Here is a 25,634-nt window from a genome sequence, read left to right as displayed (position 1 = left end):
CGCGGCAGGCAAATTGACGCAACCACATGGGCTGTTTGCACCGTATTGGTGCGATGTAACGTGGTTGCCGTCAAGTCTCCGCGAATTCGCTGAAAAATGTGTCGATAGAACATGATGTTGCCGATTCGCACTTAGGGGCCATTCCAAAATGGAATGCACAGTATTCGGGCAATTCACTGGCAAAGTTCGGTGCAACCGTTACAATACGGGTTATCCCTGATGAGGGTTATCCCTGATGCGAATTCACCGGGGATCGCCGAACCGAATCCTTGGAGCACACCGTCATGTTTGCATTCCTTCTTGAAAAGCTGAGCAACTGGTTTGAAACTGCCGAACGTCGTCGCCGCGAAGCGTATCTCGCCTCGTCGGCCGATATCGTCCAGCTCGAGCAGCGCCTTCGTTCGATCGAAACGAACGGCTACAACTCGCTGTAAGCCAGCTTTGACCGGGCTTCAGTCCGGTTGAAGCAGCACGATCTCAAGCCCCGCATTGGCGGGGCTTTGTCGTTTCTGCACCGCCGATGGAACCGAGTCTGAGCCTTCCCACCGGGGTAAGGTAAAGTCTTTTTGCGACAAGCCGTCATAGCAATGGTGTCGCTTTCTCTCCGGGGGCCGTTCATGGTGCTAGACCGCATTTCCCACCGCATGCCTGTGTTGCCGCGCCGCGCGTTGCGTCGTTTTTCTGTTGCGCGTGCGGGCCTGATCGTCGTCGTCGTGGCGTGCGCCAGCGCCGGCGCGCATGCCGGGCAGTCGCTCATTCTGGATACACAAAGAGGGATCAGCGACGGCCAACCGGGGCTGGTGCTGCAAAACGCGCCGCTCTCGCACGAGCCGATGGTTCAGGCGACGCAACCGGCGGGTCTCGCGCCGGATTCTTCGCAGCCGTATGTCGTCGCGCCGTACGTGGAAGTGCAGCAGGGCGGCGGGAGGCCGACACCGCCGCGGCCGCCGCGCCCCCCTCATCGCCCAAACCCGCCGCTTCCCCAGCCGCTACCGTCCGGGCAGTGACGCCGTTCAGGCGGGTTTGAGTCCGGGGCTTAGTCGCCGCGCGACTCGATCCTGAATTGCGCGCCGGCGTCCTGGCCGAGATTTTTCACGAGCCACGGGAGCGCCTCTTTCATCGCCGCTTCGAGCGTGTACGGCGGGTTCAGGATGAACATGCCGCTGCCGTAGAGGCCGAAGCCGTCTTCGGGCGGGTTGCTCACCGAAAGCGTGAGGTGCAGCCAGTTCTTGTTCTGCAGGCGCTTGAGTTGCTCCGGGAAGCGCTGCGATTCGGGACGGGTGACCTGCGGATACCAGACCGCATAGGTGCCGTTCGCGAAGCGTTTGAGACTTTCCTCGACGCACGTCAGCGTGCGCGCATAGTCGCGCTTGTCCTCGAAAGACGGGTCGATCAGCACGAGCGCCCGGCGCGGCGGCGGGGGCAGGAGCGCCTTGATGCCGTCGAAGCCGTCGCCCGCATAGATCATCACGCGGCGGCCCGCGTCGTGGAAGCGGTGGCGCAGCACGTCGATTTCCGTGCTGTGCAATTCGAACAGCCGCATGCGGTCCTGCTCGCGCATGAGGCGCCATGCGAGATAGGGCGAGCCGGGATAGAAGCGCAACTCACCGTCGGGGTTCAGCGCCGCCACTTCGTCGACGTAGTCCGAGAGCGCCGCAGGCAGGTCGTTGCGGCCCCACAGCTTGCCGACGCCCGTGTCGAACTCGGCGTTCTTCGTCGCGTAGCCTTCGCGCAATGCATAGGCGCCGGCGCCCGCGTGAGTGTCGATGTACCAGTACGCCTTGTCCTTCTTGCCGAGGTAATGCAGCAGTTGCACGACAACGGCGTGTTTCAGGACATCGGCATGATTGCCGGCGTGGAAGGCGTGACGGTAGCTCAGCATGATGGACGGGACACGAGGTCCGGTGAATACGGGGAAGACGGCAGCGGCGGCGCGATGACTGCGCCGCCCGCGAGGCCGCGTATTGTACGCCACCGCAAGACGCGACCCGCGGTACGCCGTCCGTCCGGCTATGCCTGCGCGCGAATCCGCCCCGCGGTGTCGGGTGCGCCGCGCCTCGCGGGTACGCGCTCCACGTCAGTCGTAAGCGTCGCCGACGATCGCCTCGATCTGCGCCTTGACGTCCGGCGTGATCTTTTCCGCCACGTCGCGCGCCTTCATGTTTTCGCCGATCTGCTCGATGCGCGAGGCCCCGGTGATGACCGTGCTCACGTGCGGATTCTTCAGGATCCACGCGAGCGCCAGTTGCCCCACCGAGCAGTCGAGTTGTTTCGCGAACTCGGCGAGCTTGCCGACGATCTCGTTCTTGTCGGGGTCGGTGACGTTCTTGCGCAGCCAGTCGTAGCCCTGCAGTTCCGCGCGGCTGCCCGTCGGCACGCCGCCGCGGTACTTGCCGGTGAGCAGACCCGAGGCGAGCGGGCTCCACGTGGTGAGGCCGAGGCCGATGTCTTCGTAGAGCCGGCGGTATTCGTCTTCCACGCGCGTGCGGTGAAACAGGTTGTATTGCGGCTGCTCCATGACCGGCTTGTGCAGGTGATGGCGCTCCGCGATCTCCCACGCGGCGCGGATTTCGTCGGCGCTCCACTCCGAGGTGCCCCAGTAGAGCGCCTTGCCGCGCGTGATCATGTCGCTCATTGCCCAGACGGTTTCCTCGACCGGCGTGTTCGGGTCGGGGCGGTGGCAGAACACGAGATCGACGTACTCGAGCTGCAGCCGCTCGAGCGAGCCGTCGATGGCGTTCATGAGGTACTTGCGGTTGAGCGTGTGGTACTGGTTGGGCGCTTCGTTCAAGCCCCAGTAGAACTTGGTCGAGACCACATAGCTCACGCGCGGCCACGCGAGTTCCTTGAGCGCCTGGCCCATGAGCGCTTCCGACTTGCCGCCGGCGTAGGCCTCGGCATTGTCGAAGAAGTTGATGCCGGCGTCGCGCGCCGCCGCGAGCGATTCGCGCGCGAGCCTGGCGTCGACCTGGTTGCCGTAGGTGACCCACGAGCCGATGGACAGTTCGCTTACCTGCAGGCCTGAGCGGCCCAGTCGCCGATAGTTCATGAACGCCTCCTTGTGAGCCGATAAAGCTAGCACGACTTGGCCGTCGCTGCTGAACGGCTTGCGCCGTGCGCGCCGCGCCTTGCAGTGCGGCGAAAATCCTTTTGCCTGTCCTGCTCGATGCTTCGACGAGGCGCCTTCATGCACAATAGCCTCGTTGGCCGCGACGCAACATCCGGCCGGATGGCATAAGCCATTCGTCAGGTTTGACGGCGCGCGCTCCGAGGTTTCATCCTGTCCCGTTCACTCACCTGGAGGTGCCCGATGTCGTCTCTCTCTCTGAACACGAAACTCGATGGCAAGGTCGCCGTCGTTACCGGCGCGGCCAGCGGCATTGGCAAGCAGATCGCGCTCACGCTCTCGCAGGCGGGCGCCGCGATCGCCATCGCCGACCTGAACCAGAGCGGCGCGGATGCCGTGGCCGAAGAGATCAAGGGCGCAGGCGGCAAGGCTATCGGCGTCGCCATGGACGTCACGAGTGAAGAGGCCGTGAATCAGGGCATCGACCGCGTCGCGGCCGAACTCGGACCGGTCGACATCCTTATCTCGAACGCCGGCATCCAGATCGTGAACCCGATCGAAAACTACGCGTTCTCCGACTGGAAGAAGATGCAGGCCATCCACGTGGACGGCGCGTTCCTCACCACCAAGGCGGTGCTCAAGCACATGTACAAGGACGACCGCGGCGGCGTCGTGATCTACATGGGTTCGGTGCACTCGCACGAAGCGTCGCCGCTCAAGTCGGCCTATGTCGCGGCCAAGCACGCGCTGCTCGGCCTCGCGCGCGTGCTCGCCAAGGAAGGCGGCAAGCACAACGTGCGCTCGCATGTGGTGTGTCCGGGCTTCGTGCGCACGCCGCTCGTGGAAAAGCAGATTCCCGAGCAGGCGAAGGAACTCGGCATCTCGGAGGAAGAAGTGGTCAAGCGCGTGATGCTCGGCGGCACGGTGGACGGCATCTTCACGACCGTCGAAGACGTCGCGCAAACCGTGCTGTTCCTCTCGGCGTTCCCGAGCGCTGCGTTTACCGGCCAGTCTTTCGTGGTGAGCCACGGCTGGTTCATGCAATAACGCAGGCATCGGGCCGAGGAGGCGCGGCAATGGCGCAACGCAAGAAGGGGCAGGTCCAGTCGAGCGCAGTCGACGACGAGGTCGGCGCGCATACCGGCGCGCGTGTCGGGAACGCACCGCAGGGGAACGCACCGCAGCCGCATGTTTCGAACTGCGGCGCGCAAGCGAAAGAATGGGAAACCATCGCGCTCACGCTGCAAGGGGGCGGTGCGCTCGGCGCGTATCAGGCCGGCGTGTACGAAGGGCTCGTCGAGGCCGGCATCGCGCCGAACTGGATCGCGGGTATCTCGATCGGCGCGCTCAATACCGCCGTCATCGCGGGCAATGCGCCCGAACATCGCGTGGCGCGGCTGCGCGAGTTCTGGGAGACGATCTGCCAGCCCGCCTTCAGCTTCCCGCTGCCGCCCTTCGTCGAGCATGCGCTCTTCAATGCAAACGCCGCCGTGCGCAAGACCTTCACGGCGATGCAGGCGGCAGGCGCGATCGTGGAGGGGCAGAAGGGCTTTTTCGTGCCGCGCTTCCCGCCGCCGCTGCCCAACGGATCGGGTTCGCCCGAAACGGCCAGCTACTACGACACGAAGCCGCTCAAGGCCACGCTGGAACGCTTGTGCGATTTCGAGCGCATCAACTCGGGCGAAACGCGCGTGTCAGTGGGCGCGGTCAACGTGGGCAGCGGCAACTTCGTCTACTTCGACAACAAGACCACGACCTTGCGTCCCGAGCATTTCATCGCCTCGGGCGCGCTGCCGCCGGGCTTCGCGGCGGTGGAGATCGACGGCGAGTACTACTGGGACGGCGGCCTGATGTCGAACACGCCGCTCTATGAGGTGATCCAGACTACACCGCGGCGCGACACACTCGCGTTCCAGGTCGATCTCTGGAGCGCGCGCGGGCCGGTGCCCGACAACCTCATCGACGTGCAGGGGCGCGTGAAGGACATTCAGTATTCGAGCCGCACGCGCCTCGTGACCGATATCCTGCAGCGCTCGCAGCGTTACCGGCATGTGTTGCGCGAGGTTCTCGACCGCGTCGCGCCCGAGCATCGCAATGACCCGTGGGTCGCGCTGGCGGACGAGCTTTCGTGCTCGAAGAAGTACAACGTGATCCACCTCATCTACCGGCAGAAGGAATACGAGGGGCACTTCAAGGACTACCAGTTCGGCCTCTCGACCATGCACGAGCACTGGGCTAGCGGCTTGCAGGATATCCGCGCCTCGCTCGCGCAGCCGGACTGGCTCGACAAGCCGGACAACGACTCGGGCTTCGTCACGCACGATATCCATCGCGATTCGCGAGGCCACGGCGGCTGATACTTGCCGGCGGGTTTTCCGCAGTCTTCACCAAAGAAAAAGGCGTCCGTTCGAAAGAACGGACGCCTTTTTTATCGCGCCGGCAAGCCGCTGCGCAGCGGCCTGTCTTGCCCCCGAACGCGCTTACTTCAGCACTTGTGCGACTGCGCTCGCCACGACGTCGAGGTTGCGCGTGTTCAGCGCGGCCACGCAGATGCGGCCCGTGCTCACGGCATAGATGCCGAACTCTTCGCGCAGGCGGTCGACTTGGGCAGCGGTCAGGCCCGAGTACGAGAACATGCCGCGCTGCACGTTGATGAAGTTGAAGTCGCGGTCCACGCCGGCGGCCGTGAGGCGCTCGACGAGGCCCGTGCGCATCGCGCGGATGCGGTTGCGCATTTCGCCGAGTTCCGCTTCCCACATGGCGCGCAGGTCGGCCGAGCCGAGCACGGCTGCGACCACCGAGCCGCCGTGCGTCGGCGGGTTCGAGTAGTTCGTGCGGATCACGCGCTTGAGTTGCGAGAGCACGCGCGCCGACTCTTCCTTGCTGGTGGTGAGGATCGACAGCGCGCCCACGCGCTCGCCGTACAGCGAGAACGACTTCGAGAACGACGACGAGACGAACACGTTGAGTTCCGAAGCGGCGAAGAGGCGAACGACTTCGCCGTCTTCCGCGATGCCGTCGCCGAAGCCTTGATAGGCGATGTCGAGGAACGGCACGAGGCCTCGGGCCTTCACGACCTCGATGACCTGCTTCCATTGGTCGATCGTGAGGTCCACGCCGGTCGGGTTGTGGCAGCACGCGTGCAGCACGACGACGGTGCCGGCGGCGTAGCCGTTCAGCGCGCTCAGCATGCCTTCGAAGTTCACGCCGTTGGTCAGCGCGTCGTAGTACGGATACGCGACGACTTCGAAACCCGCGCTTTCGAAGAGGGCGCGGTGGTTTTCCCAGCTCGGGTCGCTGATCGCGACCTTGGCGCTCGGGTTCACGCGCTTGAGGAAGTCCGCGCCGATCTTGAGTGCGCCCGTGCCGCCCAGCGCCTGCGCCGTGACGACGCGGCCCGCGGCGATCAGCGGCGAGTCGTCGCCGAGCAGCAGCTTTTGCACCGCGGCGTCGTAGGCGCCGAGGCCTTCGATCGGCAGATAGCCGCGCGGCAGACCGGCTTCCACGCGGGCCTTTTCTGCTTCGCGCACCGCGCGCAGCAGCGGAATCTTGCCTTCTTCGTTGGTGTACACGCCCACGCCGAGATTCACCTTGGTCGCGCGCGCATCGGCGTTATAGGCTTCGTTCAGACCCAGGATCGGGTCGCGGGGGGCGAGTTCGACAGCGGAAAAGAGGGACATGATCGTTCGGCTAGAGTGAAGGAAGATCGGTTGGGCCGCATGCTGCACCGGCCACGGAACTCGCTATTGTAACGAATCCTCAAGCAGGATTTCCGCGGATTTGCCATTCTCCGCGCCGTTTTGAGGGCTATTTCGGCACGATTGGGCGATTTCTGCGGTGTCGTTGCGCAGCGTTCGCCGGCCGCCGATCGTCGTCTGGGCGCGTAGCCCTTGCAGAGCCGGCCGCCGCACCCATCTAGCATCCAGACCCCCCCAAGGTTCAGTCAGACCCACCCAGGCTCGCCCCTCGGCAAGAGGCGGCGAGACGCTAGAATAGTTGTTTGCTCCGCGCACAGGATGCCCCCATGTCCGACCACACCGTCGCCGACGCGCCCGCGCTCGACGAGTCGAAATTCGTCCACTACGAAGGCTCGCCGTTCCAGCTCTACCAGCCGTACCCGCCGGCCGGCGACCAGCCTACGGCCATCGAAACGCTCGTGGAAGGCGTGGAAGACGGCCTCTCGTTCCAGACGCTGCTCGGCGTGACGGGCTCGGGCAAGACCTACACGATGGCGAACACCATCGCGCGCCTCGGCCGCCCGGCCATCGTGTTCGCGCCGAACAAGACGCTCGCCGCGCAGCTCTACGCCGAATTCCGCGAGTTCTTTCCGCGCAACGCCGTCGAGTACTTCGTCTCGTACTACGACTACTACCAGCCGGAAGCCTATGTGCCGCAGCGCGATCTCTTCATCGAGAAGGATTCGTCGATCAACGAGCACATCGAGCAGATGCGGCTTTCGGCCACCAAGAGCCTCATGGAGCGGCGCGACGTGGTGATCGTCGCGACGGTTTCGGCGATCTACGGTATCGGCAATCCGTCCGAATACCACCAGATGATTCTCACGCTGCGCCACGGCGACAAGCTCGGCCAGCGCGACGTCATCGCACGCCTGATCGCCATGCAATACACGCGCAACGAGCAGGACTTCCAGCGCGGCACCTTCCGCGTGCGCGGCGATACCATCGACATCTTCCCGGCGGAGCACGCCGAAATGGCCGTGCGCGTGGAACTGTTCGACGACGAAGTGGAAACGCTGCAGCTCTTCGATCCGCTCACGGGCCGCGTGCGCCAGAAGATTCCGCGCTTTACGGTGTACCCGTCGTCGCACTACGTCACGCCGCGCGAGACCGTGCTGCGCGCCGTCGAAACCATCAAGTCGGAATTGCGCGAGCGCCTCGAGTTCTTCCACACGGAAGGCAAGCTCGTGGAGGCGCAGCGCCTCGAGCAGCGCACGCGCTTCGATCTGGAAATGCTTCAGGAGCTGGGCTTCTGCAAGGGCATCGAGAACTACTCGCGGCACTTTTCGGGCGCGCTGCCCGGCGAGCCGCCGCCCACGCTCGTCGATTACCTGCCGACCGACGCCATGATGTTTCTCGACGAGTCGCACGTGCTGATCGGCCAGTTCAACGGCATGTACAACGGCGACCGCGCGCGCAAGGAGAATCTCGTCGATTACGGCTTCCGGCTGCCTTCGGCGCTCGATAACCGGCCGCTCAAGTTCAACGAGTTCGAGCGCAAGATGCGCCAGGTGGTATTCGTCTCGGCCACGCCGGCCGACTACGAGAAGAAAGTGACGGGGCAGATCGCCGAGCAGGTCGTGCGGCCCACGGGCCTCGTCGACCCGGTGATCGAAGTGCGGCCCGCATCGACGCAGGTCGACGACGTGCTCGGCGAGATCAACGAGCGCGTGGCCGCGGGCGAGCGCGTGCTGGTGACCACGCTCACCAAGCGCATGGCCGAGCAGCTCACGGAGTTCCTCGCCGACCACGGCGTAAAGGTGCGCTATCTGCACAGCGACATCGACACGGTCGAGCGCGTGGAGATCATCCGCGACCTGCGTCTGGGCACGTTCGACGTGCTCGTGGGCATCAACCTGCTGCGCGAGGGCCTCGACATTCCCGAGGTCTCGCTCGTGGCGATTCTCGACGCCGACAAGGAAGGCTTCCTGCGCGCCGAGCGCTCGCTCATCCAGACGATCGGCCGTGCAGCGCGTAACGTGAACGGCAAGGCGATCCTCTACGGCGATCGCATCACGGATTCGATGCGCCGTGCCATCGACGAAACCGAGCGCCGCCGCGCCAAGCAGATGCACTTCAACGAAGAGCACGGCATCGTGCCGCGCGGCGTCGTGAAGCGCATCAAGGACATCATCGACGGCGTCTACAACGTCGATGAAGCTCGCGCCGAACTGCGCGAGGAGCAGGAGCGCGCGAAGTTCGAGGACATGTCCGAGAAGCAGATCGCGAAGGAAATCAAGAAGCTCGAAAAGCAGATGATGGACTACGCGAAGAACCTCGAATTCGAGAAGGCCGCACAGACGCGCGACCAGCTCGCCGTGCTGCGCCGGCGCGTGTTCGGGGCGAACGTGGGCGATCATCCGATCTGATGGGCGTCGAGCGGGCTATCCCCTCGGGCGGGCAGGGCGGCATGGGCGCCACCCTGCGCCTGTCTCGCCCCCGAGTATTCCTTCGATTGCCTTTCGTGTATTCCCGGCCCGGGAACCCCGCTGTAAGGCGCCCTAAGCCTGTGTTAACCAGGCGCTGCTAAAACCCTGTTCCACTGAGGCTTTTCCTGGCGCCGAATTTGTCCCTCATCTGCATCGGTGTTAAACTTCGCCATTATTGAGAATTGTTCGCATTAACTTTCTTATGTGCATGCGGCAGGCTCAGTGGGAAGTCACCCTCATATAAAAACCAGGAGTTTCGATGCGGATTCACACTCTCGTGCGCGGCACTGCCGTCATTGCGGCCGCCACGGCGGCATTTGCCGCCAACGCAGCTGAATACCCGATCGGCAAGCAGGCCATCCAGGGCGGCATGGAGATCGGCGCGGTCTATCTGCAGCCGATCACGATGGAGCCCGAAGGCATGATGCGCAAGGCATCGGATTCCGATATTCACCTCGAATCGGATATCCACGCGGTCAAGAACAACCCGACCGGTTTCGCCGAAGGCGACTGGATGCCGTATCTGCAGGTTCACTACGAACTGACGAAGCCGGGGTCGAGCTATGCGCAAAAGGGCGACCTGATGCCGATGGTCGCGAACGACGGCCCGCACTATGGCGACAACGTGAAGCTGGCCGGTCCCGGCAAGTACCACCTCAAGCTGATCGTGGACGCGCCGATGCAGACGGGCCACATGGCGTTCGGCCGTCACGTCGACAAGGAAACGGGCGTGGGCCCGTGGTTCAAGCCCATCACGCTGGAATACGATTTCCCGTTCGCGGGCATCGGCAAGAAGGGCGGCTACTAAGCCGTCGCGAAGCAGCTCGGGCGGCGGCGCGCATCGCGTGCAGCGCCGCCGCATGAATGGCAGCAAGGAGCAGGTAAAACCAATGACTGGAATGCGGAAGTTTGCGGCGCTCGCACTCAGCGCGTCGTTTGCGGTGTCGCTGGCGGGCGTGGCCACGACGGCGCACGCCGAAGATCTGCCCACGTTCAAGCTCGAAATGGCCGACGGCAAGCTCAACCCCGCGCGCATCGAAGTGCCGGCGGGCAAGCGCATCAAGATCGAGGTGCGCAATACGGGCAAGGGCGCAGCGGAGTTCGAGAGCGTTCAGCTGCGCAAGGAAAAAGTCCTGGCGCCGGGCGCGGACTCCTTCGTCGTGATCGCGCCGCTCGATCCGGGCGAGTACAAGTTTTTCGACGATTTCCATCAGCAGGCGCAGGGCGTGATCGTCGCCAAATGAGCGTCGCCAAATGGGCATTGAGAAGTCAGGCCGCCGGCGCGTAGCGCCGGTAGCGGGAGGTGTTGAATGGGTCAGGTGATGTTCATCGTATGGCGGGAGAGCGTCGAGGCGCTGCTCGTCGTCGGGATTCTTTATGCGTGGCTGAAAAACGGCGACTCGGATGCGCGGCGCGGCGTGCCGTACCTGTGGGGCGGCGTGGCGCTCGGCATTCTTGCCGCCATCGGCCTCGGCGCGGCGCTGGTCGGCTTTACCGAAGTGCTGTCGGGCGATGCGCAGGACTACTTCCAGACCGGCATGGTGCTGGTGGCGTGCGTGCTGATCGTGCAGATGGTGCTGTGGATGAAGCAGCACGGCCGCACGCTCAAACGCGAGATGGAAGAGTCGCTGGAAAAGAGCACGCAGGACGCGAACTGGTGGGGCATAACGATTCTCGTCACGCTTGCCATCGCGCGTGAGGGCAGCGAGACGGTGATCTTTCTCTACGGCCTCGGCTTCGGCCAGTCGGGCCATGTGGACGCGAGTCAGTACCTCGCGGTGCTGATCGGCCTCGCGCTCGCGTTCCTCACGTTCTATCTCCTGCAGCTGGGCGGCAAGATCTTCTCGTGGCGGCACTTCTTCCGCATCACCGAGATCATGCTGCTGTTCCTCGGCGCGGGCCTGTTCCAGACCGGCGTGGACAAGCTGATCGACAAGGAAATCCTGCCGACCATCGTCGATCAGGTGTGGAACTCCTCGGCGATCCTCGACGACTCGAGCACCTTCGGCTCGCTCGTCGCGACGCTTACGGGCTACCGCGCGCATCCGGCGCTCATGAACCTGATCGCCTATGCCGTGTACTGGCTCGTGGTGTGGTTCCTCGTGCGGCGCGCCACTGGCCGCGCGGGTGCGGTTGCGAAGAGGAAGGCAGCATGAGTTGTGCATCCGCTCGCCCGACGCAGGCAACGGGTCGCCCAGGCAAGCTCGCCCAGGCGGGCCAGTGGATGCAACGTAACGGCGCGGCGATCCGCGCCGTGCAGTGGGTCGTGGTCGCTGTCTACGCATTCCTGATTCTCGTGCCGGCGGCGATGCCGCTGCCCGGCGACACGGCGCACCTGTGGAACAACTTCACGCTCGCAGCGCAGTTCGTGTTCTGGGGCATCTGGTGGCCGTTCGTGCTGCTCTCGATGGTGATGCTCGGCCGCGTGTGGTGCGGCGTGCTGTGCCCCGAAGGCGCGCTCACCGAGTTCGCGAGCAAGTTCGGCCGCGGCCGCGCCATCCCGCACTGGATGCGCTGGGGCGGCTGGCCTTTCGTGGCCTTCGGTCTCACCACGATCTACGGACAGATGGTGAGCGTCTACCAGTACCCCAAGGCGGTGTTGCTGGTGCTGGGCGGATCGACGCTCGGCGCGATGGTGATCGGCTTTCTGTACGGGCGCGAAAAGCGCGTGTGGTGCAAGTATCTCTGCCCCGTGAACGGGGTTTTCGCGCTTCTGGCGCGCCTCGCGCCGTTTCGCTACAAGGTCGACGAAGACGCCTGGCGCAACTCCTATACGCACGGCGAGCACGGCGGGCATCGCGTGATTCCCGTGAACTGCGCGCCGCTCGTGCCGCTGCGCAACATGAAAGGCGCGGCGCAGTGCCACATGTGCGGCCGCTGCAGCGGCCACCGCGACGCCATCGCGCTCTCGTGGCGATCGCCGGCGCAAGAGGTGGTCGAACTCGGCGACAGCCAGGCCAGCGGGTGGGACACGGCGCTGATTCTCTACGGCCTGCTCGGGGTGGCGATCGGCGCGTTCCACTGGACCGGCTCGCCGTGGTTCATTGGCATCAAGCAGTGGCTCGCGGGCTGGCTCATCGACCGCGACATCACCTGGCCGCTCGATACCAACGCGCCGTGGTTCCTGCTCACGCATTACCCCGCGCAGAACGACGTCTTTTCGTGGCTCGACGGCGCGATGATCGTCGGTTATATCGTCGCGACGGGGCTCGTCTATGGCACCGTGCTGCTCGCGATCCTCGCGGGCTCGATTGCCGTGCTCGGGCGTTTCGAGATGCGCCGTCTGCATCACTTCGCACAGTCGCTGATCCCGCTGGCGGGGGCCGGCGTGTTCCTCGGCCTGTCCGCCACGACGCTCTCGCTGCTGCGCGCGGAGCACGTGCCGCTCGACTGGGCCGCCGAGGTGCGCATTGCGATTCTGGTCATCACGAACCTCTGGAGCGCGTGGCTCGCGTGGCGCGTGACAGGGCGCTACAGCTCGCGGTTCTGGCAGCGCGCGCTCGCGCTCGCGGGCTTTGCGCTGGCGCTCGCCGTGGTGGACAGCGCCTGGTGGCTCATGTTCTGGGGCTGGGTGCGCTGAGCTTGTTTCGACGCTTCTTCATCTGCCGCTGATATAGGCGACATACGAAGGATCAGCGCGTCGCGGCACAAGTCTGGGTGTTACTCTCAAAACCGGGTTGGCGATTTCGCCAAATCCGGTTTTTGACTTTTCGGAGAGACGCATGCGAACGCGAGCAGTACTGACCGATGAAGACGTGATCCGGGTAGCCGAGGCAGCCGTCGCGCACGCCCGTTCGAATGAATGGCACGTGACGATCGCCATCGTCGACGATGGCGGCCATCTGCTGCATTTGCGCCGCCTCGACGGCGCAGCGCCCATCAGCGCGGAGATCGCCGTGGCCAAGGCGCGCACCGCGTCGCTGGGCCGCCGCGAGAGCAAGGTGTACGAGGACGTGATCAAGCAGGGCCGCACGGCGTTCCTGAGTGCGCCGCTCACCGGCATGCTGGAAGGCGGCGTACCCGTGAGCGTGAACGGCGATGTGATTGGCGCGGTCGGGGTCTCGGGCGTGAAGTCCGACCAGGATGCCGCCATCGCGCGCGCGGGCATCGCGGCGCTGGAGGTGGAGTAAGCCAATCCTTTGCCGCGCCGGGCGGCGCCGGAAAAAACAAAAGCCGCGGACGGATGCCGCGGCGTTTGTCCCGGGCGGCTCACGCTTCGCGCGCCGCCCCGATCTGGTATGAGAACAAAAAAATGGCGTGGCTTGCTTCGACGGCTGGCTGAAGCTTGAAGGATGTCTGCACGAAGGGGTCTAGATCTCGCGTGCAAGCCGTCGTTGCTGGCTAATGCCCCAACGCCTCTCGGTGGAGGCGGTCCCCACAATACCCGGTTGAAAACTGCGTAAAGCCTATTTCGTCAGGATCAGCTTGCCGAGCCGGGTGGCCCGCAGCTGATACGTTTCGCCGTTGTGCATGATGCTCACGTGGCTGCGGCCTTGCAGCAGCGCCGCGCTATCCAGTTTCCTCTCGTCGCTTGCCGCGGCGGCCGCCGGTTCGGCGCCCTTGCGCGGCTGGGGCTGTGTGACGGCAGGCCTGGGTCGCGCGCTGGTCAATGCCGAGCTGCCGTTGCGGCGCAAGCTAAGCGTGGAGGTGCGGTTCAGTTCGGTCATGAACGTGACGTCTTTGTCTCGATTCGATGGATGAATTCTAAATGATAATAGTTCGTATTTGCAACTACGAGATATTCATCGAAATCGAATGCCGATAGCCTGAGCCGAAGCGCGCTGAATCGGCGCTTGCCGCGCCGCGCAGGGCGATAGGGCAAGCGCACGGGGGGCGTCAGTGCAGCGCGCTGCCGTCGCCCTGCACGAACTGGCGGATGAGACGCACGGTGTCGATGTCCGACTCGCGATAGGCCGACTTCACGATCTCGGAGGTCTGCCGGTCGTCCTCGGTATCGGCGGTCGGCAGCGTCGTGCGGTACTCGAAGCGCAGAAAGAGCTGTAGCGGATCGGGCTGCTCGATCGTCATCGTGAGCGAGCCGCCCACGTACTCGGCGGTTGCCATGATGTCGTAGCGCACGCTCTCGTTGGGCGTGAGCGTGACGCGATCGCGTACCGTGGCGTGGCCATAGTGCAACTCGCGCTCCATCGTGCTCTCGGTGCGCGAGAGGATCGTGCAGCTGTCGAGCCCGATCACGAAGAGCTGCGGCTGCTCGGCGCGCAGCACGAGCCCTTCCCAGAGCTGCTCGCGCGTCATGGCCTCGACGAGCGGGTTCAGCGGATCGTTGATCTGGATGAGGTGTTCGAAATTCAAGGCGTCGCCTTCCTGTGTCTGTGTCCGCGCGCGGTCGCTCAAGCGACGGCGAGACCCGTGCGGATCGTGATCGTATTCGTGAGGACCTTGTGGACCGGGCAGGCGTTGGCGATCTGCAGCAGGCGCTCGCGCTGCTCGTCGGTGAGCGCGCCTTCGAGCACGATCTGGCGATCGATCTTCGTGCCTTCGCTGCCGGTTTCCATCGCGAGCTTCACACGTACGCCTTCGAGCGGCCACTCCTTGCGCTGCGCGTACATCTTCAGCGTGATGGAGGTGCAGGCGCCAAGGCTCGAGAGCAAGAGCGAGAAGGGCGACGGTCCGCGGTCGCCGCCGCCGAGCGAGGCGGGTTCGTCGGCGATCCAGGTGTGGGTGCCGTCGTCGAACTGGACCTGGTAGTTCGTCGAGCCAATGTGTGCGGTGACTGCGGGTTCGGCCATGCGCTCCTCGCGGGCGGGACGGTTAAAGAGGGACGGGCGCGCTACCTGCGATGCGCGCCCCAGAAACCTTATTGTGACGGAAACCGGGCCGCCCTGTAGCGATGCTTCGGAAGCCTCGTCCCCGCGCAACCCGGTTTCAGTGAGCGATGCGCCCCATGCGCCCGGCCTGATAGTCGAGCACGGCCTGGCGGATCTCCTGCTCCGTGTTCATCACGAACGGGCCGTAGCGCACGACCGGCTCGTTCAGCGGCACGCCGCCGATCAACAGAACGCTGAGCGGCGCGCTCGCGTCGGCCGGGGCGGCGAGCGTGACGGTGTCGCCGTCGCTCGCGAAGGTCACCATCTGCTGGGCATCGATCGCTTGCGCATCGGGCCCGTACAGACCCGTGCCAGAAAGACCGTACGCAAACACGCGATAGTCGCTCGGCACCGGCTGCTCCACGCGCGCGCCGGGCGCGAGCGTGAAGTGCTGGTAGAGGATGGGTGTGCGCGTTTCGATCGCGGCCTTCACGCCCAGCGCTTCGCCGGCGATCACTTTCACCGAGACCTTGCCGTCCTTCGAGCGGCCCACCGGAATCTGCTCCGTGGGCAGCTCCTGGTAGCGCGGCGCCATCATCTTGTCGCGCGCGGGCAGATTCACCCACAGCTGCAGGCCATGCATGCGGCCGCCCGTACGCGTGAATTCGGGGTCGGGCATCTCGCTGTGGATCACGCCTGCGCCGGCCGTCATCCATTGCACGTCGCCGGGGCGCAGCGTGCCCGAATGGCCCGCCGAGTCCTTGTGGCCGAAGCGGCCTTCGACCATATAGGTGACGGTCTCGAAGCCGCGGTGCGGATGGTCGGGCGCGCCCTTGGCCTCGCCGGGCGCGTAATCGACGGGGCCCATTTCGTCGAGCAGCAGGAACGGATCGAAGTCCATCAGCTGGCGGGTCGGAAACGGCCGATGGACGATGAATCCGCCACCCTCGGTGGTGCGAACCGCGGGATACACGCGTTCGATCGTACGGGTCATGGTCATGGATATCACCTCGAATTGTGGGAATTGCGTTATATGCGAAACAAACCGCTATTATAGGTAGCCAATTTGGCCTGTTTTATGGCCTCATCGCAATGGATTGTCCCATCGCTGGAACGACGACATGAAAATCGATTCGCATAATCTCAACGACCTGATGTACTTTTCGCAGGTGATCGAGCATGGCGGCTTTTCCGCTGCCGAACGCGTGCTCGGCATCTCGAAGTCGCGTCTGTCGAGGCGGGTGAGCGAACTCGAGGCCTCGCTCGGCGTGCGCCTGCTGCAGCGCTCCACGCGCAAGCTCGCGCTCACCGAAGCGGGCGAACTCTTTTACCAGCATTGCCGCTCGATGCTCGCGGAAGCGCAGGCCGCGGTGAACGTCGTTCAGTCGCTGCGGTCGTCGCCGCGCGGCACGGTGCGCGTGAGCGTGCCCGTCACGCTTTCGCAAACGATCTTTTCGCAGGTCATTCCGGAATTCATGCATCGCTACCCCGAAGTGCGGGTAGTGATGCGCGTGACGAACCGCGTGATCGACCTGTTCGAAGACTCCGTGGATATTGCGCTGCGCGTGCGCTCGGAGCCGCCGCAGAACGCCAATATCGTGGTGCGTCCGCTGTGGCGCACCGAGCAGATGCTGGTGGGCGCGCCGAGCCTGCTCGCGCAGAACGCGCCGCCGCTCACGCCGGAAGACCTCGCGCGCTTCGAAACGCTCGACACGCCCACGGGCGACGGCCGCCACGTGTTTCAGCTCATCGCACCCGACGGCACGCGCCACTCGCACGAACACGAGCCGCGCCTCATCACCGCGGACCTCACGACGATCCGTGAAGCGGCGCTCGAAGGCCTCGGCATCGCGGCATTGCCGGAGATGATGTACGGCGCCGCGCTGCGCTCGGGCAAGCTTTCACCGGTGATGCCGGGCTGGACGCTGCCGGTGCCGCAGCTCTATGCGGTATTTCTCTCGCGCCAGGGCATGGTTCCGGCCGTGCGTGCCTTCGTCGATTACCTCGTCGAAGTGCTCGATGCCGATAAGGGCTTGCAGCAGGAATGTCCGCTGAAAAGCGACATCGCCGCGCTTGCGCCGAAAGCGCAAGGGCAGAGTGCACCCGCCGGGCAGGTTGGGCTCTCGCGCACAAAGAGCGCGAGCAAGATCGAAACTGCATGAAGCTTTGCGAACGTGCAGGCACGTGCGCTTGTATGAAACTTGAGTTTTCAGGCAGTGCATTCGTGCGCAACGTATAGCGCCATTTGTTTTTAGGCATTCAAGCGTGAGCGGCCATCGCTACTTTCAATGGCCTGGCTCTTGAAGGTGCGAAGCGAGAGGAATATATTGAAGTCCTTCTCGCCAAGCACCGGTCTTGAGCGGGAATTGATGGCCGCTATCATAGTGGGCCTTCAGGGCCGAAAGCGCAGTCCGTGTTGCCCACGGCAGTCGCATGTGCCGGCGTGAACCGATCGATTGTCGGGGAGTCGCCGCCACCGCCCGAATGCGCCGCGTGCGCACGAAAAAAGGCCTTCATCTGACGATGAAGGCCTTTTACTTTGTACCGCTCAATTTTGCGCGTTGCGTGCAGTGACGCGATCAGTGATGCGCAGGGTCGGTGACGAAGCCGAGCTTCGTGAGGCCGCCGCTTTGCGCGGCAGACATCACTTGGGCCACGCGTTCGTATTGCACCTTGCGGTCCGCGTTCAGATGCAGTTCCGGTTGCGGCGTGGTTTGCGCCGCGGCTGCGATCTTCTGGTTCAGCGCCGCGTCGTCGACCTGCGTGCCGTCCCACAGCACGGTACCGTCCGCTTCGATCGAGATATTGATCTGCGCGGGCTTCGCGTCTTCCTTCTGGCTGCTCGCATGCGGCAGGTCGATCTTCACGGCGTGACGGATCACCGGAATCGTCACCATGAAAACGATCAGGAGAACCAACATGACGTCGACGAGCGGCGTCATGTTGATTTCGTTCATCAGGCCATCGTCGTCGTCGCTGGCAAAGGGGCTCATCGCCATGATGCTTGCCTCCGCTCTTTAGTGGCTGCGCGCAGCGACACGCAGGTTGCTCGTGTTGCCTTCCTTCGCGCCGCCGCGTGCGGTGGAGGTGAGGCGCGCGCCCGTCACGAAGAAGGCATGCAGGCCGTGCGCGAAGCGGTTGAGCTTCGTGACGATCGCCTTGTTGGCGCGGGTGAGGGCGTTGTAGCCGAGCACGGCGGGAATCGCGACAAAGAGGCCGAAGGCGGTCATGATGAGCGCTTCGCCAACGGGACCCGCCACGGCGTCGATCGAGGTTTGACCCGTCGCGCCGATCGTAAGCAGTGCGTGATAGATGCCCCACACCGTGCCGAACAGGCCGACGAACGGCGCCGTGCTGCCGATCGAGGCGAGAATGGCGAGACCGCTTTGCATCTTCGCGACCGACTCGTCCATCGTGTCCTTGAGGCACCGCGTGACCCAGTCCGACACGTCCATGCGGTCGTGCAGATGCGGCTGGGTCTGGTGATGGTGGTCGGCGGCTTCCTGGCCCGACAGCGCAAGTGCGAGGAACGGGTTGTCTTCGCGCGAGCCGCTGCCGAGCTTCTTCACGCCGTCGGCGAGATCGTCCGAATGCCAGAACTGCTGCTCGGCGTTCTTCGTGAGGCGTTTCAGGCGCGCGACATTCCAGCCTTTCACGACGATCACGCACCACGACAGCACGGACATTATCAAAAGCGCGAGCGCGATGCCGCGTGTCACGAAATCCCCTTGCGCCCACACGTGGGCGATACCGTAGTTCTGCATTCCTGATCCTCTTTATTCAATTCATGAAAGCGTGTGACTTCAGCCCGTCAATTGTTCAGGCTGAACTCGAATGGTTGCGTGTAGGCCGCGCGGACGGCTTCGCCGTTTTCCAGGTACGGCTTGCACGAGCTTTGGCGCATCGCGTCGAGCGCGGCGTCATCGAGGCGGGTGGAGCCGCTCGACTTCTTCAGCTCGATGTTCTCGATCTTGCCCGTGAGGCCCACGACGAAGTGCACGAATGCCGTGCCGGTTTCGCCGCGCCGACGCGAGAGCGTCGGATAGTCGGGCTGCACGATGCGGCAGTCGAGGTGCGAGACGTTCTTCGGCGCCGAGAGCGCCATGGTCGGCCTGGCGTCGGTGGCCGCCGCGGCTTGCGGTGCCGGTGCGGGCGGCGTGGGAGCCGGCGGCGTGGGTGCCGTGGGCGCGGCCGATTCGATCGCGTGCTGCGAGGGCGTTTCGGCCACGGGCAGCGGTGTTGGCTTGGGCTTGGGCTGTACTTTCGGCTTCTCGCGCGTCACGTGCGGGACCGGCTTGGGCGGAGGCGGCGTGGGCGTGGACTGAATCGCAGCGGGGGCGGCGACCGGTTCGGGCTTGAGCAGTTCGGCCATCATCGTCTGCGACTGGAGCGCGACGGGCGTCACGGGTTCGCGCTTCATCAGCACGACGGCGATGAGCGCGGCGTGCAGCGCGACCACGATCGCGCTCGCGGTGACGACACGGCGGTTGACGCGAACGGAGGGAGACGGCAGCGTGCCAGCGGTGGTTTGGAAAGCCTGCATGTTTAGCGTGGCTGCCATGCGGACGACGGCGCGCAGGCAAACCTACGCGTCGTGTCGGGCAGCTTTATTTGCGAAAGATCAACAGCGAGATGCACAACGTCGTTACGAATCCGAGCAGCAATTCCATCACGACCTCCTTTGAGGGGTACGAGCGGTAGCTGGCTGGTCGGGAGACGGGCTTGCTGTCGGCGGCGATTTGACGTCCGCGGCGCGTGGCGCCTGAGGCGCCGCCGGCTAAACGGGCGGACGGGGCGGGCGCGCATCGGTGGCCGGATGCGCGCCATGGCTTCAGGCAGCCTTGCGCTCGTAAAACGTGAGCGGAACCGCATGGGGGACCACGGCGGGGTGCGCCGGTTGCGTGACCCCGCAGCGGCTCGCACAGACACCGCTTTGCGCCATCACGTCACGAACGGATTCTTCGCACTTGCCGCAGCAGGTCGCGACGCCGAGCTCGAACTGCAGCTCGTCGAAAGAATCCATGCCTTCCTGAATGGAGGCGCGGATCGTCCGGTCGGAGACGGATTTGCAAACGCAGACAATCATGATGGACCGCAATAGAGAGAGTTAATGCGAATTATTATCATTATGTTTGCTGGGTTTGGCAAGCGCGGAGGCGGATTTTTTGTAACAAAACCGGATGGTTAGCAGGGGTTTTGCTTTGCGTCAGGAAAAGGCAAGCCTTGTAGAGCGCTCGTCAAGGCGTTTGACGGGCCGGCTAGCGGTTAGCCGTTGCGTGACTGTCAGCAGGATTGAGCATTGCCGCGGGAGTTCACCAGGAGACTCCTGGCAGGAGCCAAGCGGAACGAGGCGGGTGAGTCAGATAGGCGGAAACGGGGTTGAAACGCGCTCTTCCGGGGGAGGCGCGAATCGCGAACTTCGTATCACGCGCGGTGTGTGGCGCCGGTGCGTCAGGCGGCGTTCGCTTCCAGTTCCCGCGAGCGGCGCGAGGGGATGACTACGCGCTCGACAGGGGCGTCGAGACCCAGCAGCGCGGCCGCCAGTTCGTGCAGGTGCGCGCCGTCGCTCGTCGAGCAGAAGCGAATCTCGTCGCCGCCCGCGCCGGCAGGCTCGCCGCTAGCGCGCAGGCCGTGCTGGTCGAGCACGCGTTCGAGCTGCCGCGCGATGGCGACGCTCGTGTCGACGAGCGTCATCCGTTCCCCGACGATCGAGCGGATCGCCGTGTCGAGAAACGGGTAGTGCGTGCAGCCGAGCACGAGCGTGTCCGCGCCCGCATCGAGCATGGGCTCGACGTATGCGCGCAGTAGCGCGAGCAAGTCGGCCGAACCGATGTCGCAGCGCTCCACGGCCTCCACGAGGCCATGGCCCGGCTGGCACAGCACGCGCAGGTCGGCTGCGTGGCGCTCCACGAGCGCCTGAAAGCGCGCGCTGCGCAGCGTGACCTGGGTGGCGAGCACGCCCGCTACGCGCGATTTCGAAACCAGCGCCGCCGGTTTGATCCCCGGCTCCACCCCGATGAGCGGGATGGAGAGCCGCTCGCGCACGAGCGCGATGGACTGCGCCGTCGCCGTGTTGCAGGCCACCACCAGCGCCTTCGCGCCCTGCGCCACGAGCCATTCGCAGATCGCGAGCGTGCGGTCGGCGATGAAGTCGTCGTCGCGCTGGCCGTAGGGGGCGTAGCGCGAGTCGGCGGCATACACTAGCCGCTCGGCGGGCAGTAGCGCACGCACGGCGCGCAGCACCGACAGGCCGCCGAGGCCAGAGTCGAAGATGCCGATGGGCGCAGCGCTGGATGAGGCCGGAAGGTTCACGGGGATGGGCGCAAAAGGGTTGAGGCGCACCCGCAAGGCGGACGGATGCGCGCGGGCGCGAGGCGCGCGATCAGGATTCTACCGAACCCATGGCCGACTGCTGGTAATTCTGGATGCCGATCTTGCCGATGAGGTCGATCTGCGTTTCGAGCCAGTCGATGTGCTCTTCGGTGTCTTCGAGAATCGTCACGAAAATCTCTCGCGAAACGAAGTCGCGCACCGATTCGCAATAAACAATGGCTTCCTTGCAGGTGGACTGGGAAATCTGTTCGAGCTTCAAATCGCACTCGAGAATTTCCCTGGTTTCTTCGCCAATCAACAACTTATGCAGGTCCTGGAGGTTCGGCAGACCGTCGAGCATGAAAATACGCTCGATGAGCATATCGGCATGTTTCATTTCGCCGATCGATTCGTCATATTCATGCTTGCCGAGTTTCTCGAGGCCCCAGTGCTTGTACATGCGGGCATGCAGGAAATACTGATTGATAGCCGTGAGCTCGTTCTTGAGCTGCGCGTTCAGATATTCGATGACCTTCTTGTCGCCTTGCATAGTCTTTCCTTTCTTTGTGGGGCGGTGACTGGTTTCCAACAATAAACGCTCAATACACAAAAGCCAAGGCCGAATCCACATTGAATTGCGGTGTATATCGGCGATTTACTCAGTGCTGGGAACTAATCTCAGTACGCCTCGCGTGATGCAAAAAAAACCGGGGCGCGCGGCCCCGGTTTTTAAACAGGCATCAAGCAGACATCAAACCGTGGCGACCGGAATCTTGCCGATCTTCGCCTGCCATTCGGCGGGGCCGGTCTTGTGGACCGAGGTGCCCGACGAATCCACGGCGACCGTCACCGGCATGTCCTGGACGTCGAACTCGTAGATGGCTTCCATGCCGAGGTCTTCGAACGCGAGGACCTTCGAGCCGCGGATCGCCTTCGACACGAGGTAAGCCGCGCCGCCCACCGCCATCAGGTAAGCCGCCTTGTGCTTCTTGATCGCCTCGATGGCGACCGGGCCGCGCTCGGCCTTGCCGACCATCGAAATGAGGCCCGTTTGCGAGAGCATCAGCTCCGTGAACTTGTCCATGCGCGTGGCCGTGGTGGGACCTGCCGGGCCGACCACTTCGTCGCGCACCGGATCGACCGGGCCGACGTAGTAAATCACACGGTTCTTGAAGTCCACCGGCAGCTTCTCGCCCTTGGCGAGCATGTCGGCGATGCGCTTGTGCGCCGCGTCGCGGCCCGTGAGCATCTTGCCCGAGAGCAGGAGCGTCTGGCCCGGCTTCCACGAAGCGACTTCTTCCGGCGTGAGCGTGTTGAGGTCGACGCGCTTGCTCGTTTCCGTGTTCGGTTCCCAGTTGACCTTCGGCCATGCGTCGAGCGAGGGCGCTTCGAGCTTTGCCGGGCCCGAGCCGTCGAGCACGAAGTGCGCGTGGCGCGTGGCGGCGCAGTTCGGGATCATCGCGACGGGCTTCGAAGCCGCGTGCGTGGCCGTGGCCATGATCTTGACGTCGAGCACGGTGGCGAGACCGCCCAGGCCCTGGGCGCCGATGCCGAGCGCGTTGACCTTCTCGTGCAGTTCCACGCGCAGCTCTTCGATCCAGTCCTTCGGGCCGCGCTTGATGATGTCCTGGATGTCGATGGATTCCATGAGCGATTCCTTCGCCATCAGCATCGCCTTTTCGGCGGTGCCGCCGATGCCGATGCCGAGCATGCCCGGCGGGCACCAGCCCGCGCCCATCGTCGGCACGGTCTTGAGCACCCAGTCGACGATCGAGTCGGAGGGGTTCAGCATCACGAACTTCGACTTGTTCTCCGAGCCGCCGCCCTTGGCTGCGACCTGCACGTCGACCTTGTCGCCCGGCACGATCTCGTAGTGGATCACGGCCGGCGTGTTGTCCTTCGTGTTCTTGCGGCCGCCTTCGGGCGGGCTCACGATCGAGGCGCGCAGCACGTTGTCCGGGTTCAGGTAACCGCGGCGCACGCCTTCGTTGATCATGTCGGTCACGCCCATCGTGGCGCCGTCCCAACGCACGTCCATGCCGACCTTCACGAAGATCGTGACGATGCCGGTGTCCTGGCAGATCGGGCGACGGCCCTCGGCGCACATGCGGCTGTTGGTGAGGATCTGCGCGATCGCGTCCTTCGCGGCCGGGCTCTCTTCGAGTTCGTAGGCGCGGCCGAGCGCCTCGATGTAGTCCTGCGGATGGTAGTAGCTGATGTATTGCAGCGAATCCGCAATGCTCTGGATGAGGTCTTCCTGTTTGATGACGGTCATGGCTAGCTTCTGTGGGGACGGGTGTTTTGAATCATGTCTGCCGTGTGCGCGGTTCAGTCGGACTCGGCGTGCTCGGGAACCGCTCGACGCGCAGCGGCGTGCCCGCCTGGCGCTGGATGGCGCGCGGCGAGCTCCTGATAGTGTTCGGGGTGCGTATGCGTGGTGATGCGGTCGATCCACGCCATCACTAGCGCGGAGGCGAGGAACGCCACGTGGATGATCACCTGCCACATCACCGTATGCGCCGAAGCGGCGTCCGGATTGATGAAGGTCTTGAGCAGGTGGATCGACGAAATGCTGATGAGCGCCATGGCGAGCTTCACCTTGAGCACGCCGGCGTTCACGTGGTCGAGCCATTCGGGCTCGTCGGGATGGCCTTCGAGATTCAGGCGCGAGACGAAGGTCTCGTAGCCGCCCACGATCACCATGATGAGCAGGTTCGAGATCATCACCACGTCGATCAGGCCGAGCACGGCCAGCATGATGCTCGTTTCGTCGAGCGTGGTGGCGTGGCTCACGAGGTGCCAGACCTCCTTGAGGAACAGCACGCAGTACACGGCTTGCGCGACGATCAGGCCCAGGTAGAGCGGCACCTGCAGCCAGCGGCTCATGAAGATGATGCTGGGCAACGGACGCATGCGGCGACGGGCTTTACCCGGGGCGGCGGCGGAAGGCGGCTGGGGGCGTGCGGCGGACATGGGCAATCACGATGGCGAATTCGGGCGGGGCTGCCTAAGTGGGGCTGCCTAAGCGGGGCTGCTCAAGCGGGGCCGTCTGGTTAGGGCCAGAAGGCGCGCGCGAGGGGCCGGGCGGGCGCTATTGTACAGCGTCGCAGGAAGGGCTCGCCGGGATTGCGGCAGCGCCGCCCGCGCCCGATACTTTCAATCGCATTACGGAATGGTCACGAGGCCACCGGCGGCAGGCGCCTGATCTTGAGGCTCGCGAGGCCGATGCCGGCCACCACGCAGGCGAGAGCAATGCCGTGCGCGGGCGTGGGGCGCTCGCCGAGAAACGCGATGCCGTACACGGCTGCCGCGACCGGCAGCACGGCCGTGAACACGCCGGCGATGCTGCCCGGCACATGGCGTATGCCCGTCATCCAGAGACAGAACGAGAACACGCTTGCCGAAAGCCCGTACCAGAGCGCCAGCCACCAGATGCCCGAAGGGACGCTCGCGAAATCGAACGACAGTGCGCCCCGCAGACCCACGGGCAGCATCAGCAAAAGCCCGAACAGGTGTGTGTACGCGCAGATGTCGAGCGGCGCGAGCGTTTGGGTGAGACGGCGCGACAGGATCACATAGAGCGATTCGCAGCACACCGCGCCGAGCACCATCAGGTTGCCGATCAACGAGCTGGCGCCGGTGTCGCCACCGCCGCCCACGTGCGCGAAATTGATGACCGCGATGCCCGCAATGGCGAGCACGATGGAAGCGAGTGCGCGTGCGTCGGGGCGCTCGCGCAGGAAAAGCCAGGAGAAGAGGGCGACCACGGCGGGGATCGTGCTCGTGATGACGCCGGCCGCGACCGCGCTCGTGCGATGCACGCCGCCGAGCATCAGCAGCGTAAACCCGAATGTCCCAAACAGCGCCTGGAGGAACAGATTGATCCATTCGCCGCGCTTCACCTGTTGCATTTTGGAGCGACGCAAGAGCGGGCCCAGTACCGCGAGCGCGATCACGAAGCGCAGCAGCGCGAAGAGGGGAACGGGAATGAAGGCGACAATCGATTTGCCGATGCCGACGTTGCTGCCCACGAGCAGCATCGAGGCAATGAGAAACAGGGAATAGCGATTCAAGCTGGAATACGGGTGCGCAGTTCAGTTAGCATTCTAAATGTCTGCTTACTTGCGTGCCATGGCGCGCCGCTGCATGGTCTGCATGGGCGCGTAAGTGGCTGGTAAGTTGCTACGCTTAATCTTGCCGGCATGGGTAGTTTGCGAAGATCGCGCACGATCGTGCCTGTATCGCGCGCCCATGCATGCCGGATGCCACAATGGCGGCTCCCGGCGCAAGCCAATAGCGCCGTGCCCGCATGCGGGCGGCG

The 25,634-nt window shown here is 64.4% G+C and carries 27 protein-coding genes; 11 read left to right on the top strand and 16 right to left on the bottom strand.

Annotated elements, in window-relative coordinates; all coding sequences use genetic code 11:
- Positions 1 to 284: 284 nt before the first annotated feature.
- Together AB4Y36_RS00475 and AB4Y36_RS00470 are read left to right on the top strand one after the other, a co-directional pair.
- Positions 285 to 434, top strand: a complete 150-nt coding sequence (locus AB4Y36_RS00475) for a DUF3563 family protein (RefSeq protein WP_083245111.1) — start codon at positions 285 to 287, stop codon at positions 432 to 434.
- A 183-nt stretch (positions 435 to 617) separates the two neighbouring features.
- Entirely contained in the window at positions 618 to 1,007 is a 390-nt protein-coding gene (locus tag AB4Y36_RS00470; protein ID WP_368682086.1) for a hypothetical protein, read from the top strand.
- 29 nt (positions 1,008 to 1,036) lie between these two features.
- Here AB4Y36_RS00470 and AB4Y36_RS00465 read toward each other — a convergent pair whose 3' ends face one another.
- Positions 1,037 to 1,882 (bottom strand): 23S rRNA (adenine(2030)-N(6))-methyltransferase RlmJ, encoded by an 846-nt coding sequence (locus tag AB4Y36_RS00465; RefSeq protein ID WP_069262521.1) that lies wholly within the window; start codon positions 1,880 to 1,882, stop codon positions 1,037 to 1,039.
- 195 nt (positions 1,883 to 2,077) lie between these two features.
- A complete protein-coding gene (locus AB4Y36_RS00460; RefSeq protein ID WP_069262923.1) occupies positions 2,078 to 3,049 on the bottom strand; it encodes an aldo/keto reductase in 972 nt (323 codons plus the stop codon).
- Between the two features lie 261 nt (positions 3,050 to 3,310).
- Between AB4Y36_RS00460 and AB4Y36_RS00455 the strand changes: the two genes are divergently transcribed.
- Together AB4Y36_RS00455 and AB4Y36_RS00450 are read left to right on the top strand one after the other, a co-directional pair.
- On the top strand, positions 3,311 to 4,114 hold the full coding sequence (locus AB4Y36_RS00455; RefSeq protein WP_368682085.1) for a 3-hydroxybutyrate dehydrogenase: 804 nt from the start codon (positions 3,311 to 3,313) through the stop codon (positions 4,112 to 4,114).
- 29 nt (positions 4,115 to 4,143) lie between these two features.
- Positions 4,144 to 5,424 (top strand): patatin-like phospholipase family protein, encoded by a 1,281-nt coding sequence (locus AB4Y36_RS00450; protein ID WP_069262519.1) that lies wholly within the window; start codon positions 4,144 to 4,146, stop codon positions 5,422 to 5,424.
- 123 nt (positions 5,425 to 5,547) lie between these two features.
- Here the strand turns inward: AB4Y36_RS00450 and AB4Y36_RS00445 are convergent, their stop codons facing one another.
- Complete coding sequence (locus tag AB4Y36_RS00445; protein WP_069262518.1) at positions 5,548 to 6,747, bottom strand: amino acid aminotransferase; 1,200 nt, start codon at positions 6,745 to 6,747, stop codon at positions 5,548 to 5,550.
- A 344-nt stretch (positions 6,748 to 7,091) separates the two neighbouring features.
- Between AB4Y36_RS00445 and uvrB the strand changes: the two genes are divergently transcribed.
- The 6 genes from uvrB (at position 7,092) to AB4Y36_RS00415 (ending at position 13,363) form a co-directional block, all read left to right on the top strand.
- A complete protein-coding gene (gene uvrB, locus AB4Y36_RS00440) occupies positions 7,092 to 9,173 on the top strand; it encodes an excinuclease ABC subunit UvrB (RefSeq protein WP_069262517.1) in 2,082 nt (693 codons plus the stop codon).
- Between the two features lie 319 nt (positions 9,174 to 9,492).
- On the top strand, positions 9,493 to 10,041 hold the full coding sequence (locus AB4Y36_RS00435; RefSeq protein ID WP_069262516.1) for an iron transporter: 549 nt from the start codon (positions 9,493 to 9,495) through the stop codon (positions 10,039 to 10,041).
- Between the two features lie 82 nt (positions 10,042 to 10,123).
- The gene (locus AB4Y36_RS00430) at positions 10,124 to 10,477 is read left to right on the top strand and encodes a cupredoxin domain-containing protein (protein ID WP_069262515.1); all 354 of its coding nucleotides are present in this window, start codon (positions 10,124 to 10,126) and stop codon (positions 10,475 to 10,477) included.
- Between the two features lie 66 nt (positions 10,478 to 10,543).
- Entirely contained in the window at positions 10,544 to 11,389 is an 846-nt protein-coding gene (locus tag AB4Y36_RS00425) for an FTR1 family protein (RefSeq protein ID WP_368682084.1), read from the top strand.
- Complete coding sequence (locus AB4Y36_RS00420) at positions 11,386 to 12,813, top strand: 4Fe-4S binding protein (RefSeq protein WP_368682083.1); 1,428 nt, start codon at positions 11,386 to 11,388, stop codon at positions 12,811 to 12,813. The genes AB4Y36_RS00425 and AB4Y36_RS00420 overlap by 4 nt, the downstream gene beginning before the upstream one ends.
- A gap of 142 nt (positions 12,814 to 12,955) precedes the next feature.
- Positions 12,956 to 13,363: a heme-binding protein gene (locus AB4Y36_RS00415; RefSeq protein WP_069262512.1), complete on the top strand. Its 408-nt coding sequence runs from the start codon at positions 12,956 to 12,958 to the stop codon at positions 13,361 to 13,363.
- Between the two features lie 276 nt (positions 13,364 to 13,639).
- Here the strand turns inward: AB4Y36_RS00415 and hemP are convergent, their stop codons facing one another.
- The 4 genes from hemP to AB4Y36_RS00395 all read right to left on the bottom strand — a co-directional run bounded on the left by hemP (position 13,640) and on the right by AB4Y36_RS00395 (position 16,001).
- On the bottom strand, positions 13,640 to 13,900 hold the full coding sequence (gene hemP, locus AB4Y36_RS00410) for a hemin uptake protein HemP (protein WP_069262511.1): 261 nt from the start codon (positions 13,898 to 13,900) through the stop codon (positions 13,640 to 13,642).
- Between the two features lie 169 nt (positions 13,901 to 14,069).
- Positions 14,070 to 14,546, bottom strand: a complete 477-nt coding sequence (locus tag AB4Y36_RS00405; protein ID WP_069262922.1) for an SRPBCC family protein — start codon at positions 14,544 to 14,546, stop codon at positions 14,070 to 14,072.
- A gap of 38 nt (positions 14,547 to 14,584) precedes the next feature.
- The gene (locus tag AB4Y36_RS00400) at positions 14,585 to 14,983 is read right to left on the bottom strand and encodes an OsmC family protein (protein ID WP_069262510.1); all 399 of its coding nucleotides are present in this window, start codon (positions 14,981 to 14,983) and stop codon (positions 14,585 to 14,587) included.
- Between the two features lie 136 nt (positions 14,984 to 15,119).
- Positions 15,120 to 16,001 (bottom strand): pirin family protein, encoded by an 882-nt coding sequence (locus AB4Y36_RS00395; RefSeq protein ID WP_069262509.1) that lies wholly within the window; start codon positions 15,999 to 16,001, stop codon positions 15,120 to 15,122.
- A gap of 121 nt (positions 16,002 to 16,122) precedes the next feature.
- On the opposite strand from AB4Y36_RS00395, the gene AB4Y36_RS00390 reads away from it, so the two are divergent.
- Entirely contained in the window at positions 16,123 to 17,163 is a 1,041-nt protein-coding gene (locus AB4Y36_RS00390; protein WP_368604877.1) for a LysR family transcriptional regulator, read from the top strand.
- Between the two features lie 417 nt (positions 17,164 to 17,580).
- Here AB4Y36_RS00390 and AB4Y36_RS00385 read toward each other — a convergent pair whose 3' ends face one another.
- From AB4Y36_RS00385 to AB4Y36_RS00345, 9 genes are all read right to left on the bottom strand, one after another.
- Positions 17,581 to 18,000, bottom strand: a complete 420-nt coding sequence (locus AB4Y36_RS00385) for a biopolymer transporter ExbD (protein ID WP_028208423.1) — start codon at positions 17,998 to 18,000, stop codon at positions 17,581 to 17,583.
- 18 nt (positions 18,001 to 18,018) lie between these two features.
- Positions 18,019 to 18,765 carry a MotA/TolQ/ExbB proton channel family protein gene (locus tag AB4Y36_RS00380; RefSeq protein ID WP_069262508.1) on the bottom strand — a complete coding sequence of 249 codons (747 nt, stop codon included), beginning with the start codon at positions 18,763 to 18,765 and terminating at the stop codon, positions 18,019 to 18,021.
- A 47-nt stretch (positions 18,766 to 18,812) separates the two neighbouring features.
- On the bottom strand, positions 18,813 to 19,544 hold the full coding sequence (locus AB4Y36_RS00375; RefSeq protein WP_342945483.1) for an energy transducer TonB: 732 nt from the start codon (positions 19,542 to 19,544) through the stop codon (positions 18,813 to 18,815).
- Positions 19,545 to 19,832: 288 nt separating this feature from the next.
- Positions 19,833 to 20,087 (bottom strand): bacterioferritin-associated ferredoxin, encoded by a 255-nt coding sequence (locus AB4Y36_RS00370; RefSeq protein WP_028208420.1) that lies wholly within the window; start codon positions 20,085 to 20,087, stop codon positions 19,833 to 19,835.
- Between the two features lie 365 nt (positions 20,088 to 20,452).
- The gene (murI, locus tag AB4Y36_RS00365) at positions 20,453 to 21,313 is read right to left on the bottom strand and encodes a glutamate racemase (protein ID WP_256094518.1); all 861 of its coding nucleotides are present in this window, start codon (positions 21,311 to 21,313) and stop codon (positions 20,453 to 20,455) included.
- A gap of 70 nt (positions 21,314 to 21,383) precedes the next feature.
- Entirely contained in the window at positions 21,384 to 21,863 is a 480-nt protein-coding gene (gene bfr / locus AB4Y36_RS00360; protein ID WP_069262505.1) for a bacterioferritin, read from the bottom strand.
- A 201-nt stretch (positions 21,864 to 22,064) separates the two neighbouring features.
- Entirely contained in the window at positions 22,065 to 23,588 is a 1,524-nt protein-coding gene (locus tag AB4Y36_RS00355; protein ID WP_069262504.1) for a fumarate hydratase, read from the bottom strand.
- Positions 23,589 to 23,641: 53 nt separating this feature from the next.
- Positions 23,642 to 24,286 (bottom strand): TIGR00645 family protein, encoded by a 645-nt coding sequence (locus tag AB4Y36_RS00350; protein ID WP_069262503.1) that lies wholly within the window; start codon positions 24,284 to 24,286, stop codon positions 23,642 to 23,644.
- A gap of 203 nt (positions 24,287 to 24,489) precedes the next feature.
- Positions 24,490 to 25,386 carry a DMT family transporter gene (locus AB4Y36_RS00345; RefSeq protein ID WP_368682082.1) on the bottom strand — a complete coding sequence of 299 codons (897 nt, stop codon included), beginning with the start codon at positions 25,384 to 25,386 and terminating at the stop codon, positions 24,490 to 24,492.
- Positions 25,387 to 25,634 lie beyond the last annotated feature (248 nt).

It is taken from the genome of Paraburkholderia sp. BR10936, assembly GCF_040965735.1.
GTDB classification, from domain to species: domain Bacteria; phylum Pseudomonadota; class Gammaproteobacteria; order Burkholderiales; family Burkholderiaceae; genus Paraburkholderia; species Paraburkholderia nodosa_A.
The sequence above is the reverse complement of the archived record's forward strand: the minus strand, read 5'-3'. Positions and strand labels throughout refer to the sequence as shown.